This window comes from Peptostreptococcus sp., assembly GCF_977045075.1.
Window position 1 is genome coordinate 1 of record NZ_CDRRTB010000027.1, and the last position, 17,258, is coordinate 17,258.

11 protein-coding genes are annotated in these 17,258 nt (G+C 37.9%); all 11 read left to right on the forward strand.

Annotated features, from left to right (window positions below; all coding sequences use genetic code 11):
• The coding region (locus tag ACW6OJ_RS03715) for a cell wall-binding repeat-containing protein (protein ID WP_456095798.1) at positions 1–1,497 on the forward strand (1,497 nt) is incomplete at its 5' end.
• A 263-nt stretch (positions 1,498–1,760) separates the two neighbouring features.
• Complete coding sequence (locus tag ACW6OJ_RS03720; RefSeq protein ID WP_456095799.1) at positions 1,761–4,307, forward strand: FtsX-like permease family protein; 2,547 nt, start codon at positions 1,761–1,763, stop codon at positions 4,305–4,307.
• A 29-nt stretch (positions 4,308–4,336) separates the two neighbouring features.
• Complete coding sequence (locus ACW6OJ_RS03725) at positions 4,337–5,017, forward strand: ABC transporter ATP-binding protein (RefSeq protein WP_456095800.1); 681 nt, start codon at positions 4,337–4,339, stop codon at positions 5,015–5,017.
• Between the two features lie 52 nt (positions 5,018–5,069).
• The gene (locus tag ACW6OJ_RS03730) at positions 5,070–5,477 is read left to right on the forward strand and encodes a hypothetical protein (RefSeq protein WP_456095801.1); all 408 of its coding nucleotides are present in this window, start codon (positions 5,070–5,072) and stop codon (positions 5,475–5,477) included.
• A 34-nt stretch (positions 5,478–5,511) separates the two neighbouring features.
• Positions 5,512–5,733: a hypothetical protein gene (locus tag ACW6OJ_RS03735; RefSeq protein ID WP_456095802.1), complete on the forward strand. Its 222-nt coding sequence runs from the start codon at positions 5,512–5,514 to the stop codon at positions 5,731–5,733.
• 244 nt (positions 5,734–5,977) lie between these two features.
• On the forward strand, positions 5,978–6,511 hold the full coding sequence (locus tag ACW6OJ_RS03740; protein ID WP_456095803.1) for a hypothetical protein: 534 nt from the start codon (positions 5,978–5,980) through the stop codon (positions 6,509–6,511).
• Between the two features lie 358 nt (positions 6,512–6,869).
• Positions 6,870–8,552, forward strand: a complete 1,683-nt coding sequence (locus tag ACW6OJ_RS03745; protein WP_456095804.1) for a hypothetical protein — start codon at positions 6,870–6,872, stop codon at positions 8,550–8,552.
• Positions 8,543–10,795: an ATP-dependent helicase gene (locus ACW6OJ_RS03750; RefSeq protein WP_456095805.1), complete on the forward strand. Its 2,253-nt coding sequence runs from the start codon at positions 8,543–8,545 to the stop codon at positions 10,793–10,795. The genes ACW6OJ_RS03745 and ACW6OJ_RS03750 overlap by 10 nt, the downstream gene beginning before the upstream one ends.
• 9 nt (positions 10,796–10,804) lie before the next feature.
• On the forward strand, positions 10,805–11,488 hold the full coding sequence (locus ACW6OJ_RS03755) for a PD-(D/E)XK nuclease family protein (protein ID WP_456095806.1): 684 nt from the start codon (positions 10,805–10,807) through the stop codon (positions 11,486–11,488).
• A gap of 1 nt (position 11,489) precedes the next feature.
• Positions 11,490–14,903, forward strand: coding sequence for a PD-(D/E)XK nuclease family protein (locus tag ACW6OJ_RS03760; protein ID WP_456095807.1), 3,414 nt, complete (start codon positions 11,490–11,492; stop codon positions 14,901–14,903).
• On the forward strand, positions 14,893–17,258 hold a 2,366-nt coding region (locus ACW6OJ_RS03765; protein WP_456095808.1), incomplete at its 3' end, for a UvrD-helicase domain-containing protein. The genes ACW6OJ_RS03760 and ACW6OJ_RS03765, both read left to right, overlap by 11 nt.

Sequence of the window (17,258 nt, forward strand, 5' to 3'; positions counted from 1 at the left end):
TCTGCCAACGATATAATCATGTTTGCTATGGACAATATCAAGAAGGAGTCTGGAAATAAGGAATCTACAGACAAGCCTAAAGATATCGCCAACATTAAGGACCTAGACAAGGATATAGCAGAAAAAGAAAATAAGAATGGTGCTAAGCTATATTCAGTACCAGTAATATTATGGCATGCAAGTGACCCAAAGGAATCGATGGGTAATGGTGCCATAGTAAAGACTGCCATAGTTAGTGAAAAAGAAGGTAAATACACATATTATGTAGACTTTAATGGTATGCCATTCTTTGGTATGTATGGCCACCTTTGGGACCTAAGTATATATGAAAATGGACTAGGATCAGCTAAGGTATCAGCAAAGGTAGAAAAGACTAAGATGGATAAGGACTTAACTGGTCAGATGAGGGAATTCCCAGCAAGGTTCTCATTCACAAGAAATACAAAAGAAAAAGAAATTTTTGCAGAAGTTGCTGTTGATGCAATGGATTCAATGAAGAATAATGCCGAAAGCTATGATAAGATTGTAAAGGGTAGTGGAAAGCAAAATGCCAAGTTTATATTTGACTGGTCTGCAGCAAAGCAGTACAAGGAAGGTGAACAAGAGGCGACAAATAATAGTGGTGGAAGGCTAGCAGGTTCTGATAGGTATGAAACTTCAGCTAAGATAAGCCAGAAGTACTTTGATAAGGCAGATACAGTTGTCCTAGCCAGTGGTAAGAATACTGTAGATGCATTGGTATCAGCTTCATATGCAGATGCCAAGAAGTCTCCAATCCTACTATCTAAGGTAAGTGATGTACCGGCTAGTATTAAGGCTGAAATCCTGAGACTAGGAGCAAAGAATGTTGTAATAGTTGGCGGAAATGCATCTATTAGTGCCCAGGCTGAAAGCGAATTGAAGGCGATGGGACTAAGTACTAGGAGAATAGCAGGATCTAGTAGGTATGAAACATCAGCGATACTAGCCCAGGAAGTAAAGAACTTAACTGGTTCAGACAAGTTAATCCTAATTACAGGCCAGGATAAGAAGGAAGCTGATGCCCTAACAGTATCAAGTATAGCTACTAAGTCTGGTATACCGGTAATGATGACAAAGGCTAATGAGCTTGATTCTAATGCTAAAGCAAAGATTAACTCTTGGAATCCAAGTCAGGTAATAGTAGTTGGTGGTAAGTCAACCATATCTGATGGGGTAATGGAACAGGTAAACGCAAAGTCTAAGATAAGAATAGCAGGTGCTACAAGATTTGAGACAGCTGCTATGATTGCTAATGAAGCATATCCAAGTGGTAAGCATTTATTTGTAACAAATGGCTATAAGGCTGTAGATGCATTAGCAGCAGGAGCTGTAACAAAAAGGGCTAAGTCACCAATAGTATTGGTGGGAAGCAATAGCTCCACAAATGAGGTAAAGAAGCTAGCATCGGGCAAGGCAATAACAACCCTAGGTGGTACTAGCACAGTTAGTGACAAGGTTATTGAGGAGCTTAAGTAAGAAGCTTACAAATATTTTAAGTGATATGAATGAATGTAGTAAAATCTAACTATGTTTAATAAGGAATGACCAAGGTCAGGCCTGACTAAAAGCCGTCTTATTATCAGTAATGATAATAAGACGGCTTTTTTGAATATTTCTTGACATAAAAGGCATAGAGTTGTATCATTAAGTTAGCAGATGTTTTTTAAAAGTAAATCATTAAATAATCAATATGTAATCTTTTATAAATATAATCCATATAATATGAGGTGATGTAAAGTATGCTAAAAAATGTATATATCAAGGTTTCTTTAAACTTTATAAGGAAACATATACTTATATACCTACTAGTTTTAATAGCTATCCTAGTATCAGTATATGCTGTCTTTGTTCCATTTGTAACGGCTAAGAGTCAGTCTATCAACTATAAGAAAGTTGTGGAAAAGGTTTATCCAGACTATCCTGCCACATCCTATCTTGCAAGTGATAGGGAGGCCAAACTAATTGAAGAAAATAAGGCTGTGTCAAAATCTATCAAGTATGAAAACTACGGATTCTTTACCAGTCAGAAATCTAGACTCGAGTATGAATTAAAGGGTTATACAAGAGAGGCCCTTGATGCCAACCAATATGTTCTAGCAAGTGGACGTTTACCTAGAGAGAATGGTGAAATGCTATTGGATAAGTCCTACTTAAGTCAAGAGGGGAGTCCTAGTCTGGGGGATTCCATTTCAGGCATCAATAATCTAGAATATGAGCTAGGAAACAAGCATGAAATATATTCTGCAACTAAAAAATATAAGATAGTAGGCCTTATAGAAAAAAATAAGGATTATACTAGGGCTATCAGCAAAATTAAGACGAAAAACAGGGTAAGGGTCAATCCAATCTTATGGATATATAATACTGACAAGTACCCAGACCAGAGCCTTAGCTATACAGTTCTAATTAAATTTAAGGATGGTATGAATAACCTATATGGAAATTGTGTAAAGCTGGGAATTGATGTAGCCGATGATCCACAAATGGTAATACAAAACTTTGAGCTCTCAAGGTTAAATGAATCTATTAGCAATGTTACTAGGAGCAATGACGACAAGACTTTAATTTTTGTGGCAGTCCTCTTTATAGCCAGCCTATTTAAGCTATTGAATGATATTAGACTTAGAAATATGGGACTATTGAAAATACTGGGGGCTAAAAGTAAGGATGTATTTAAAATGCTAATAGGAGAGAGTTTGCTATTAGGTTTACTTGGATTAGTCCTAGGTCTATGCATAAGCTATGTCCAGACCTATAGGTATATAGGGGGTAGTAATGTTACAGATTCAGCAATAGACGTTATGCTAGACAACTACAGGGTTTACTTTAATGCAGGAGATATATTGCTAGTGATTACTGTTATATTTGCCCCAATCCTGGTCAACATAATATATTTAATAATTAAGTACAATAAGACAGAGGGTCTTGACCTACTTAACGAGGATAGGAAGACTAGGGCGAAAAATATCAATTTAGAAAAAATAAGGATTAGGAATATAGTATCAAAAATAGCCACAATCGGTTTTTTAAATAATCTTTACAACTATCTACTACCAATCCTTATAATTGTAATTATGGTCAGTAGTATAATTAATGTTCTAGGCGTTGAAAAAACTATGGCAAAAAATGATTCTGCTTATGATGTGAGTGAAGCAAGCTATCTAGGAAGGAATTTCCTCGTTAAAAAGAATTCTAGCTTTTCCATAGATAATGGAATTGATTCTAAAGACCTAGTGGACATAAACAAGTACAAGAACTTCACGCAAAATATGGAGCTATATGGTTATTTAGTTGAAGATACAAGCCAAGTGAATAATTCTGTACTAGAGAGTAAGGGTATTTCATCTAGTAGGGGTAAATATGAATTTGACTGTACTATTACAGGTATAGATTCTCTTAGACAAGAGGAACTTAAAGACAAGGGTATACTTTCCAGCGAGGATATTAAGAATATAGGGCAAGAGAACCAAGTCTATGCTGTGACAAATAACTTCTATTATGATGGTCAAACAGACAAGTACCAAAAGTTCTTGAAAAACCTAAAAGATGGTCAGATCGTATATATAAAGCTACCGTGTATAAAGGATGGTCTACAGACTTATAAGCTTTTACCTGTGAAGCTTATACCAAATAAGAAACCTAAGGCTACTATAGAGGAGAGGACTGCTAGTAATTCTTCCACAGTAGAGATAATGTTTGACCTAAATAGGCTAAAGAGCTTGACTAATACAAGCACAGTTAGTGCTATTAGGTTTGATGTCACATCAAGTGATGAGGCAAATCTAGTTAAGTCTAGATTATCCTCGAGGTTTGAGGTCAAGGACAGGGATAGAGAAAGACTAAATAAAAAGGAGCTTAGAGATAAGACATACTTTGATAAAATCAAATTTAGGCTAAGCTTCTATTCAATACTCCTATTATTCTCCTTAGTATTTACTATAAGGATAATAACAGACAAGAAGACAAGAGATGTTGGTGTATTGAGGATGCTAGGGGCTGACAAAAGGTTAATAAATAAGACCCTATTTATCGAAAATATGATATTTGTAGTGACTAGTCTGGTGATTGGAGTGTCAATAGGCCTATATAGGGTCTATAAGTACTACAAGATCACACGTGACCAAGACCTATATTATAAGGGAATAGCACATGTAGAGTTTCATCCACCATATGCCACTATAATTGTTTTAATAGTATTAGTATTTACAATATCAATATTAATGCAGATGTACTCAAATAAAAGGCTTGTATCAAAGAATATAATGCTTGATACAAGAAGTGAATAGTGAGATTTATTTTATGAAAGGTTGATAATATGAAATCCTTAAAGATTGACAATGTGAAAAAATATTATGGAAAAAAGGAGAGTCTAGTAAAGGCAGTAGATGGTATAAGCCTAGAAATTGAAAATGGAAAATTCACTGCCATAATAGGAACTAGTGGTTCAGGAAAAAGTACCCTGCTTCATTGTATGGCTGGCCTAGACAAGCCAACCGAGGGTAGCGTATTTCTTGACCAAAGGGATATATACGCCTTGAACGATGATGAATTATCAAAAATTAGGAGACAAGAATTTGGATTTATATTCCAAAGCTTTAACCTAATACCGGTCCTTAATGTTTATGATAATATAATCCTACCAATCCAGCTAGATGGAAAGAAGGAAGACAAGGAATATATTATGGATATAGTAAAAAAGGTTGGACTAGAAGACCAGCTAAAGAAGTTCCCTAATGAGTTATCGGGAGGCCAGCAGCAAAGAGTGGCAATTGCAAGGGCCCTATCCAACAAGCCAGCTATAATATTCGCAGACGAGCCTACAGGCAACCTTGATAGTAAGACTACTGAAGAGGTAATTAGTCTGCTTAGGTCTACTGTAAAAGACCTAAACCAGACCCTACTTATGATAACTCATGATGAAAATATAGCAAGGCAGGCAGATAGACTTATTACTATAAGCGATGGTAAAATAATAAGTGATGAAATAAATGTATAATTCTAGAAAGCTTCAAGAGGAACTAATTAAGCTTAAAAATAAGGAGAATACTATGGAATTTATTATTGCAGAGGAGGGTCTACCAATAAATATAGGATATCAAGGGGCAAGTATTGCCTACTATGGTAGCGAAATAGAGCTTAGCTATGAAACAGTACCACCTCATGGGGACGAAATATTTTCTGCAAGTCTACCATTATTGGGTATTAAACTTCCATTTTGGATGTATGGGAGGAATCTTATATTTTTAGATGCCTACTATCTGCTTGCAGAAACAGTAAAGGCTGGTAGCTGGAATCCTATTACAAGTATGCTTGTCAATATTCATACGGGTGAATATGCTAGCTTGGGAGATTGGTATAATGATATAACGGTTAAGGACAAGGGAATAGAGCTAGTAAATACCTTTGATAGGAAGTCTATGATCCTAAAGGACATCAATGATCTTGACTGGATATAGTAATAATAAAGTTATTGCATAGGGGGAATAAGCAATGTCTGATTCAAGTAAAAAAATCAAGCAAGATATTGAATCTGAAAGAGTGAGTCGTAGTAAGCTTGGCAGGGAAGATCTAGAGAAGGTATACCTTGATTTAGAAAAAGAGGATTTTCCTTCAGATAAGAGGATTAAAATTATAGGCGATTTGGCTGGAAGTGATGAGATAGGATACCACTACGAACTTATTTGTGAAGATTGGGATAGGGAATTGGGGTAGGTCAAGAAGAACTACAAGAAAAAACTAAACCAGTCTTCGCAAAAAGTCTTGCAGAAGAAAAAGACATATATGCTTCTGGACTTATAGTGGAGGCAGGACAAATAATATTTGGAAAAAAATGGATAACTTCAGCTTCAGTAGAGAACAAGGACTCAGCAAAAATTGAGAAAGCAATTAAGTCGCCCTGCGCTTTTTAAAAAAATGAAGAAATTAATAAAGTAAGGCCAAGAGAGATAGGTGGAAAATGGAATTAGATACTTTACAAGATGAACCAAGACTTATCTTGACATACCCTCATAGGTTAAAATTTAATAGAGTAGCCTTTGTTTCCATGATATTGTTAACTCTAATTGTTTTATGGATACTAATACAGCTTACGACCTATAATACTGGTTTTTCAGGTGAAATTATAGTGGCGATAGTGCTGATTGTACTACCATTACTTATGTGGTTTATTGCTTATTACAACTACTTAAATGGTGTAAAATTGGAACTTTATGGTAATAATTTGATTAAATATTACACCTATGGAAGCAGGGGCAATAGTCTATTACATTTTAAATTTCAAGCCGAAGATATAGGAAATATAATAATTAATAAGTATCCCTTCAATTGTGTGAAGCTGACCATAATAATTAAAAATCCTATTTTTTGTGGTTTACACGAGAAAAAGTTGAATAAGCAAAGTAGGGTGACCATTATCGCAGCTAGAGAAAAAGCAGACTTATTTATGCGAGAGATTAAGGGGCTAAACTTAATGTTCAAGGATCAAAATTAGATGTAACTGATTTACCTAAGAAGTAATTTATAAAAATTTTATAAAAGTAATCTATTAGAGTACAAGTCTCACTTAATATAATTGAAAATATTGATATTAGAAACAGTAAATCAAAAAGGTTTGCTGTTTTTTTCTACTAAACTTAAAAATAAAAGCGTCTATAAATATAAAAAAATGTCAGACAAAAGGATTCATGAGAAAAAATGGACATCAAAACCAATATATAGCCAGCTCCAAATGTAGTTTTGCTAAAAGATAGGTTTAGGCACCAGAGAAAAATAATTCAAGCAAAAATATGGTATAATATAATCAGGAAATTTTAACTATTTTCACCAATATATAGGTTAGGGGACCGGTTATGACACTAGATAAAAAAGACTTCAAAATGGACATGAGTAGAGATAAATTTAATATGTTAGAGACTTTTACAGGGGACAAGTACCTCTTCTGCCAAAGCTCTTTGGGCCAGGCTGCTTTGATAGATAGGCTGAGGTCAAATTTTTGTAGTGCCTACCACGAAAGAATAAATATAACAAGTCTTCAGGCCTACATAGTTAACCAGGTCAACCTATTTTGGCCACTTATGGGTGAGGGGGTTAAGCCAAATACCCTGTCGCGTTTAGCTAGTATCTTTTTATTAAATAAAATAATAGGTGACAGGAGGTATTTTGATGGATATTTTCAGGGCTTAAACTCAAATAATTTAAATATTGCCAACCAAATTTACGGGGCTATGATTGAGGCCAGTATGAGGTCTATACCTCAAGAGGCCATAGCCCACAGGATTTCAAGGTTTAAGACTTCAAGGTCTAACAGGCATATATTTGACGATATGAAGAATGTAATAGTTGAATATAGGTCTGTAATGGACAGGCTGGGTCTCTATGACCTTCCAAGTATCATCGAGATGTATTATAGGGTCTTGCTAGAAAATGAGACTTACAAGGCTCATACGTCTGACATGAACCAAGTGGACCTAGATGACCTACTTGTTCCTGATAATGAGCACATAGACCTTGTCAATAGGGTTGGAAAAATTGATAACCTACATTACGATAGCTATTATGATATGTATATTGGCCTTATAAATACACTTGAAAAATTACTTGATCAGGATAAGATAAGCCCTGGAAGGATAGGTGTTATTCTACCAAATAAGAGGCTTATATCAGAGGCTGAGGCTAGTAAGATTGGGCAGGACCTAGGCTACAGGATATCTTATTTGCCAACAAATGAGACTATTACAAGAACACCTACTGGAAGCCTTGTATTTAGTGCTCTAGCTATATATAGGGATCTGGAATTTATCTTGAGTCAGGAGGACAAGTTGGAACTTCTAAGAGTCTTTCATCCAGATAAGACGTATATATACTTAAGAAGAAATATAGAAAACCTAATGGTGGAAATAAGAAGAGACCTTTCTTCAGACAAGTACGGCCAACAGCCAGACCAGGAGTTTGTAAAAAAGTTCTTTAAAGACAGGCTAATGAAGGTGGAAGTAAGTGACCAGGATATGCTTATTGTGAGTAGCTTTTGTGACCACTTAAAGGATCTTAATATATTGGTAGAGGCCTGTGAAAAGGTAGACTTTATATCCATAGATGATGAGGCTAGGCTAGGATTTTTAAAGGAATATTCAAGTGTTTTTCCAGCAAATATGACCAAGCTAGAATTGGCTAATAGGGGGGACATACTACTGATGACCCTTGATGAATACAGGTTTTTAGCTAATGACAGGGACTGTCTATTAGTATTTGATGCTGATTCAAAAGCCTATATCAAAAGGGTAGAGAATAACCTTGATACTGACCTTGCCTATATGGAGGACAGTCTATTGACAAATATTGATGAAACTAACCTAGACCAGGTATATAGGGACCTAGAACTTGATAAGAATAGGAACTATATGAGGAGTCTATGGTCTACTAGGGAGTTCTTAGGAGATAGGTCTTTAGAAGACCTACATATCTATCTACTATATTCAGACTTAACAATTAATGGATATGACCAGCTGGGAGACAGGAGGCTACTATGGACATAGTTTTTAGGAAAGACCAGAAGGAAATAATGAAATATAGGTCAGGCAGCATGGGAATCCAGGCGGTTCCGGGTGCGGGCAAGACCTTTATAATTACAAATCTAGTAGCCAAGCTTCTGAAAAAAATGAAGGATGGAGACCAGGATGGTAAGATTTTGGTGCTAACATATATGAATAGTGCAGCCAATAATTTTAAGTCAAGGATAAGAGCAATTTTAGGAGACGAAGGCCTAGACAAGGGTGCCTTTGAGGTCATGACTATACATTCCCTGGCCATGAAGATTATAAGGGACAATACTGATATAGCCATGATTAATGAGGAAAGCCAGATAATTGACGACTATAAGAAGGGACTCCTGATTCAGATGGCTATTGATGAGTACGAGTCTTTACCATCTAATGAAGGAAGGATTAGGTCCTTTTTAAAAAAGGACTTGAGGGGGGACCAGGACCAGGTAGACAAGTGGTATAGGGAGTTTACCAATATCGTTTTAAATGCCATAAAATTGATGAAATATGCAGATATTAGTGTGGATAGGTTAGATGCCTACCTTGATAAGGGGCAGGCCACTATTATGAAGATAATAGGCCCTATATACAAAAATTACCAGACCATTCTAGACCAGGAGGGCTACTTTGACTATGATGACATTCTAATAAGGGCCTACAGGATTTTAGTAGAAAATGAGTCTGTGGCAGAAAAGTACCAGGCTAGGTATGCCTATGTATTCGAAGACGAGTGCCAGGATTCAAATGAAATCCAGGGTAAGATTATAGATATTATCTCATACAAGAAATCCAGCCGTAAAAAGTCAAAGAGGAACCTAGTTAGGGTTGGGGATGTAAACCAGAGTATAACAGGGACCTTTACTGGGTCAGACCCTAAATATTTCAAGGATTTTTGTTCAAAGGCTGACTATTCATATGAGATGAATATGGCGGCCAGGTCCTCTAGGGATATTTTAGACCTAGCCAACTACCTTGTAGACAAGGCGAGAGACCACTTGGAAGATATACACATAGAACCTGTTGAAGAAGGTCAGGCCTATAAGTCAAATCCAAAGACAAACAAGTATATGCTTGCGGCGAGGTCTTTAAAGAGCCAAGAGGAAGAAAGGGACCTGGTTGCCAAGACAATTGGCTACTATCAGAAGACCTTCCCTAGTTACAGCATTGGCGTCCTATCATTTTCTAACTATGATACAGATGATATGGGGGATTTTCTAGATGCTAGAGATATTAAATACGACAAGCTAGGGGCAGATTCTAAGCTAAGAAAGAAGCTTATAGGGGACTTAAAATTGGCCCTGGACTTCTTGCTAGACCCTAGTGTAGAGAACTTTGTGGACCTAGCTATGGATGCTTTTGTAGCAAGGTTTGACCTTGACCTTAATCAGGAGGAGGTAGACTATATAGCAGGCCGCCTAGCTAAGGAAGAGCCCGAAGCCCTGATTTATGATGGGGCATATCTTGACAAATGGCTATCTAGGGTAAGGCTCAGGCTTGATGATAGTATCAGGTTGACCTTTACTAAGCTAATGAGTCAATCAATAGAAGCAATTAAGTCTATTTGCGACCATAACCAGGCTGACAAGATGGGTCTAATCAACCATATCCTGTCTAGGTTAAGCTTGACCAATAGTGAAGTTCTTCTATCCAAGTATATAGTCTTCTACTTGAGTAATTTACTTGTCTATGAGGGGGCAGACCTAGATAGGCTAGCCCTTAGCCTAGACAAGAGGTATAGCAGGGTATTTGACGGTGCGATAGAGTCTATATACGATATGGGTGAGACAGCCCCCCTAGGGGGGAGCGTGACCCTGGCTACAATTCACAAGTCTAAGGGTATGGAGTGGGATGCAGTAATTATAACAGGCATAAACAAGTCAGACTTCCCATCTAGCCTGGATGACTACTTTAGGGTTGATAGGAAGTATCTTAGGTCGGACTTTAAGTATCCAGAGGCCTTTGTAAATATGGACATAGATAATATTCTGGGCGGAAATCAGGGCAAGACAAGGGCCTCATATGAGGACGACCTCAAGCTAGGCCTGATTGGAGAGAGGGTAAGACTACTATATGTAGGAATTACCAGGGCTAAGTCCAGCCTCCTATTATTGAACTCAAAGAATAAATTTATAGAAAGTCTTAATAGGAATATGTTTAGAAAGGATTCTAGCTACCTTGAGCTATTGACAAGCTACATAGAGGAAAGAAAGAATCAGTTAAATGGTATAGAAAAATAGGTGGTATTGATGATTGATAAAGAAGCTTTAGAATTCAGACTCGAAAGATTGGTATATAGTCAAAATATGCTGAGTGCCTGGAAGAGAAGTAAAAAAGAATTTATAGACAAGTATATAAGGCGTATTTTTTGGTCAGATGATAGCCAGCTTGATAGGGAATATGAGGAGAATATGTCCTATGGTAGGGACTTTCACCTTATGTGCCAAAGGATATTCCTAGGGATAGACCCTATTAGGTCTAAGAGTGAATTTGATAGGGACCTAGATAGGGTAAGGAAGATTTACAGGCTATATAGGGAAAGGTATGGTCATGACCTAAGTTTCCTACCAGAGTATACCATAGAGCTAAAGGATAGGATCCAGGTGACCTATGACCTCCTAGTTAAGGTCTATAAAAATGGGGAATTAGCCAGGTTAGATATATGGGATTGGAAGACAGAGCGTAAGAAAATAGAAAAAGTATATGCGGAGAAGAGGATGCAGACTAGGGTATACCAGTATGTTTGCAAGGAGTCATTGGGCAGTGGCCTAGACTATGAAAATATAAGGATGTACTACTACCAACCGGCAATTGATAGCCAGGTCATGGTAGATTATTCAGAGGAAAAGCATATAGCAAATAGGAATATGATATATGCCTGTATAGAGGAGATAAGGAAACTCAAATTAGAGGACTTAAGAGAAGAGGTATAGGATGGGTGTAGGATTTATAAAAGGAAGGATAGGTTCTGATAGGAGCCAGGCCCTCTTGGACCTATGTTTCAAGGAGGCCAGGTCAGGCTCTAGGGGACCGATATTTATACTAGTACCAGAAAAGTATACATTTGAAATGGAAAAAAAGCTGAGTATTAGGCTTATGAAGGATAGGGACCCAAATCTTAGGATTAGGGTAGTAAGTATGTCTACCCTGGCCAATATGGTATTTACTAAGGTTGGAGGCCTAAAGGAAAAAAAATTGACCTCTTCTGCTAGGGGGATGATGACCTATAGGGCTATTGAAGCTGTATCAAAAGATCTTAAGACACTAAGGGTGCCACAGGACTCAACTGGCCTAGTTGATATAGTTAAGGATGCCCTTATTGAACTAAAGCAAAACAAGATTGGACTTAAAGACCTTGAAGAAATGGCAAAAAAAACAAGTGATGATGCCCTTAAGGCTAAGCTCGAGGATATAGGCTTGATATATGCCTCATACGAGAAGCTAATGGAGGAGGACTATATAGATACAGAGGACTGGATAAAGTTATTTTCTAGAAAGCTGGCTTCTTTTGAGGAAATCAAGGAGGCAACTATCTTTATAGATGAGTTTACTGGTTTTACACCTATCCAGTACGATTTGATAGAGGGTCTAATTGCCCTATCAAAAAATACCTATATATCCCTGCTTTTGGATATGAAATCTAGGCTCGAGCTAAAGACGGTTTTTTCTAAGACCCATATTACCTATCAGAGGCTTATAGATATATGCAATAGTCATAATTTAGAAAGACTAGAGGATATAGATGTGGCTAGCCAAGGTTATTATTCAAGCCCTGAACTGGCTTATTTGGAAAAGAGTATAAATCTCTATAAGGCCAAGCCCTTTGAAGGCAAGGTAGATAATATTGAACTGATAGAGTTTGAGAATATATACAAGGAAGTTGAGTATGTAGCAGCCAAGATAGTTGAGCTTGTGAATGACAAGGGCTATAGGTATAAGGAAATAACAGTAGCAACTAGGGACCTAGATGCCTATTCCTACCTGGTAAGGGCTATATTTAAGGACTACAAACTAAATTACTTCCTAGACCAAAAGCTAGAGGCCAAGACCAACCCAATTCTTGTGCTCTTGACCTCTATTTTGAATATGAAGAAGGAAAATTACTCGTATAATTCTGTTTTTAACTATTTGAAAAGTGGTCTTGTCGGAATTGATCACGAGGATGTAAGCCTTCTTGAAAATTATGTAATAGCTAATGGCATTAGGGGGTCCAAGTGGTTTAAGGACTGGGACAAGCCCCTAATCCATAATATAGAGGACGATTCAGAACCTGATAATACATATATTAACGGTATTAGGCAAAGGGTTATGGAACCTATAGGCAAGCTACACAATAAACTCAAGGGTAAGAATAGCCTTAGGGATATATCCTCCTACCTATATGAGTTTTCCCTAGATATAGGACTAGCAGAGAGAATTAACGACCTAATAGAGGAATTTAAGTCCCAAGAAAACCACTACAAGGCCAGGGAATACTCACAGGTATGGAATATTTTTGTAGATGTTTTGGATGAAATGGTTGAATTTTTAGGTGACGAAAAAATAGGCTTAGATAGGTATATAAGGCTAATGGAGGCAGAATTATCTGGTTTTGAACTGGGTATTATACCTCCTTCAAGTGACCAGGTATTCGTTACCAGTGTAGATAGGATGAAGAATCCGGATACAAAGGTACTAATACTAATGGGAGTAAATGAAGGAGTATTCCCTAAGACAATAGGAGACCAGACCCTGATTAGTGACAGGGAAAAAGAAAAATTAGGACAAATAGGTATAAGTTTTGACTCAGATATGAAGTCAAAAACATATGATGAGGTCTTTCTGGTTTATAGGGCAATGGGACTAGCAAGGGAGAGGTTAATCATCAGCCACCCTGTATCAAGCTTTAAGGGAGATACTCTGAAGATGTCTTCTCTTATCAAGAAGCTAATGAAGATCTTCCCAAGTCTAAAGATGGAAAGCTTCTTAGAATCCGACCTAGACCCTAGTCACATATATGACCAGCTAGTTAGTCTTGAGGAGAGGGTCAAGGTTGAAAAAATGTTGGAATCCAGCTCAAATTACGATAACAGGGTCTCCAGCCTTAATGCGAACCAAGCCAGAATTCTGTATGGCCAAGGTATATTTAGTGTATCTAAGCTCGAGAAGTATGCAGCCTGCCCATTTTCCTATTTTATGAATTATGGATTGGCTGCCAAGGAGAGACCTATAAACGAGTTTTCTCCAATGGACTCAGGCATATATTCCCACAAGGTACTAGATGAATTTTCCAAGTACTTGGCAAAAAAATCCATGCCTTGGAGAGAGATAGAGAAGGATTATATAGGAAGGTCAGTAAACCAAATTTCTAATGAACTTGTTAAGTCAAGGGCTGGCTATATACTGGACAGCTCTGAAAAATATAGGTACCTGTATACTAGGCTAAATAGGTCTCTTGTAGATTCCATATACAATATGTCCAAGCAGATAGACAAGGGACATTTTGAACCAAGAGGCTTTGAGCTGAGCTTTGGATTTAACTCAGCATATCCACCTCTTAAGCTAGACCTTGACGGGACTAGGAGGGTTAATATTATAGGTAAGATTGACAGACTAGACACCTGTAAGGATGGTGATAGGGAGTTTGTAAGGATAATTGACTACAAGTCCTCTGCAAAGGAAATAGACCTGACTAGCCTATATGGTGGCCTTCAGCTCCAGCTGTTCATGTATATGAACGCAGTGATAAATGCTGACAAGACTGGTAAGCTGGAGCCTGCAGCCGTTCTTTATTCGAATTTTTCTAACAAGGACCTAGACATGCCTGGTCTAGCAGATGGACTAGCCTTGTCTGACGAGGACCTAGAAAAGAAGTTACTAAGGGAAAATAAGTTAAGTGGTCTAATAGTCAATGATAAGGAAATAATGGGTCACCTGGACAAGGACCTAGGAGCAGGTGAATCTTCAGATATATTGAAACTTGAGCTAAAGGCAGATGGGTCTGTTTATGAGAGTCGTACTACCAGCATGTATCCAGAGGAGTTTGATACTGTAAGGACCTATGTAATGAACAAGTCTAGGGAGATTTGTCAGGATATTTATGACGGAAAGATAGATATTAGCCCTTACAGGAAGGGGGCTTCAAATGCCTGTAGCTATTGCGAGTACAAATCAGTGTGCCAGTTCGATCCTAGTATGAAGACAAATAGCTATAGGGATATAGAAATACCACTGGGTGACAAGTATAATAAGTGCAAGCCTGATAGTGGTAAAAAGGCAGCCAAGAAAGATGGCCTTGGTCGCTATAGCGACATAATAGGAGTTTTGGCAAATAATAATAAGGAAGGGGGACTAACTAGTGGCGACTAAGTGGACAAGGGACCAGGCAAGTGTAATAGACCATAGGGGGTCAAATCTCCTAGTAGCAGCTGCAGCAGGTTCTGGAAAGACTGCTGTCTTAATAGAGAGGATTATTAGTCTGGTTACTGATAAGGATAGGCCTATAGATATAGACAAGCTATTGGTAGTAACCTTTACCAAGGCTGCTGCCAATGAAATGAGAGAAAGGGTAGGACTAGCCCTAGAGGATATTTTAGACAAGGACCCTGAAAATGAACACCTTCAGAGACAGGTACTTCTATTGAACAGGGCAGACATAACAACTATAGACTCCTTTTGTGGTCGAGTGGTTAGAGAGAATTTTCATGCCAGTGACCTTGATCCTAATGTCAGGACTGGAGACCCAGCTGAAATTGAAATGATAAAGAAGGATGTCATAGAGGATCTCTTTGAAGACCTATACGATGAAAAAAATGGGGACTTTTTAAGTCTTGTAGACCTATATTCAGCCAGGAACAATGATAAGCCCCTAGTAGACCTAATATTAAAGCTAAATGCCTTTGTAGACTCATCTGCCTATCCCGAGGACTGGTTAGACAGGGCTGCAGAAAGGTTTAATACTAGTGGCAAGGACGATAGGGAAATCATATCCTCTTACCTAGGACCATATCTTTCTAATGAGCTAAGTATCTTGGCTTCATCTACCTATAGGCTGGAGGCAGTAGTAGAACAGCTTGAGGATTATGATGACCTGGCTAAGTACAGGGACTTTATTGGTCACCACCTTGCCTATCTTAGGCCAATACTGGGAGTCCTATCACCTAGGTTGGGACAGGAAAAAACAGACTTCGATTCGGATTTAGATTCAGGCTTTTTAGACCTGGACCTAGAAGCCTTGAAGAATTCTATTGATATATACAATTCAGGAAAGGCAGGAATTAAAGCCTTTAGGATAGGGTCAAAGGTGGACGAATATGTAAAGGTTGACTATAAGAAAATAAAGAAAATGGTTGATGATATATTTTCTGATATAAGGTCAATCCTAGCTAGACTCTATATAGGCCTAGATGAGGTGAGGCTAGAACTGGACATGGCCTATCCTTATATGAGGGCTATATCAAATATAACTAAACTATTTAGGAAGTCCTACAGGCAAAAACTAAAAGGTCTAGGCCTGGTTGACTTTTCATATATAGCGCATACGGCTCTTGATATACTTATAGATAGGTCGGGTGAAAGTCCTGAGCCTAGTAAGATTGCCCTAGCCTATAGGGACATGTATGAAGAGGTCTTTATAGATGAATACCAGGATAGCAATATGGTCCAGGAATTGATCCTATCAACTATATCTAGGACCAGTCCTGGTAATAGGTTTATGGTTGGGGACGTCAAGCAGAGTATATATAGGTTTAGACAGGCCATGCCTGAAATATTTATGAATAAATACGAGAACTATGCTATTAGTCAGGGGCCACTTGAGTCTGGCCGTAAAATACTCCTATACAATAACTTTAGGAGCAGGGCCCAGGTACTAGAGGCCTGTAACCACGTATTCATGTCTATAATGAGAAAGGCAACCGGAGAGCTTGATTATACACAAGAGGAGAGACTAAATCCGAGTGCCATTTTTAAGGACCTAGATTATGATAGCATTGATGAAAGTGCATACAGAGACCTGGTTGGGGGACCCGATAAGTCTGAGATTATCAAGCAAGGTCTAGCTTCGGAGAGATTTAATATAGGTGGTCCTGTAGAGCTAAGGCTAGTGGACAAGAATTTTAATGAAGATGACCAGGACTTAAATGGACAAGCCTTGGAAGAATTTAAGTCAACATCAAGCTTTAGGTCCCAATGTCAGGCTATAGGGACCTATATTGACCAGGTGGTAAACAATAAAGAGAAGCCATACTTGGTTTTTGATAGAAAGCTAGACAAGTATAGAAGGATAGAATATAGGGATATAGTGGTCCTATTTAGGTCCCTAAAGTCTAGGGTAGAGGATATAGAAGATGTATTCGGCCAGCTTGGTATTCCCCTGTATTCAGACCTAGGAGGAGATTATTTCTCCACACTAGAGGTGAGCATATTTGAAAACCTACTTAGGGTAATAGACAATCCTAGACAGGACATATGTCTCTTATCTATCATGAGGTCACCAATATATAAGTTTGAGCCAAGTGATTTTGCCCTATTGAGACTAGTGGATAAGGACCTAGACATATATGGTCTCTTGGACAAGCTATATGAAATGGACCAGGCAGAGCTTGATAGCCTAGGAAAGGACTATCAAGACCTAAGACTTAGGGTTGTTGACTTTATGGACCAAATTGATGCCTACAGGAGGATGTCTGTCCTTATGCCTTTAGATGAATTTATTTGGTTCCT

Bases quoted from the DNA above. Each gene is read 5' to 3' on its own strand.
- ACW6OJ_RS03720 (WP_456095799.1), top strand. From the start codon at position 1,761: ATGCTAAAAAATGTATATATCAAGGTTTCTTTAAACTTTATAAGGAAA.
- ACW6OJ_RS03725 (WP_456095800.1), top strand. From the start codon at position 4,337: ATGAAATCCTTAAAGATTGACAATGTGAAAAAATATTATGGAAAAAAG.
- ACW6OJ_RS03730 (WP_456095801.1), top strand. From the start codon at position 5,070: ATGGAATTTATTATTGCAGAGGAGGGTCTACCAATAAATATAGGATAT.
- ACW6OJ_RS03735 (WP_456095802.1), top strand. From the start codon at position 5,512: ATGTCTGATTCAAGTAAAAAAATCAAGCAAGATATTGAATCTGAAAGA.
- ACW6OJ_RS03740 (WP_456095803.1), top strand. From the start codon at position 5,978: ATGGAATTAGATACTTTACAAGATGAACCAAGACTTATCTTGACATAC.
- ACW6OJ_RS03745 (WP_456095804.1), top strand. From the start codon at position 6,870: ATGACACTAGATAAAAAAGACTTCAAAATGGACATGAGTAGAGATAAA.
- ACW6OJ_RS03750 (WP_456095805.1), top strand. From the start codon at position 8,543: ATGGACATAGTTTTTAGGAAAGACCAGAAGGAAATAATGAAATATAGG.
- ACW6OJ_RS03755 (WP_456095806.1), top strand. From the start codon at position 10,805: ATGATTGATAAAGAAGCTTTAGAATTCAGACTCGAAAGATTGGTATAT.
- ACW6OJ_RS03760 (WP_456095807.1), top strand. From the start codon at position 11,490: ATGGGTGTAGGATTTATAAAAGGAAGGATAGGTTCTGATAGGAGCCAG.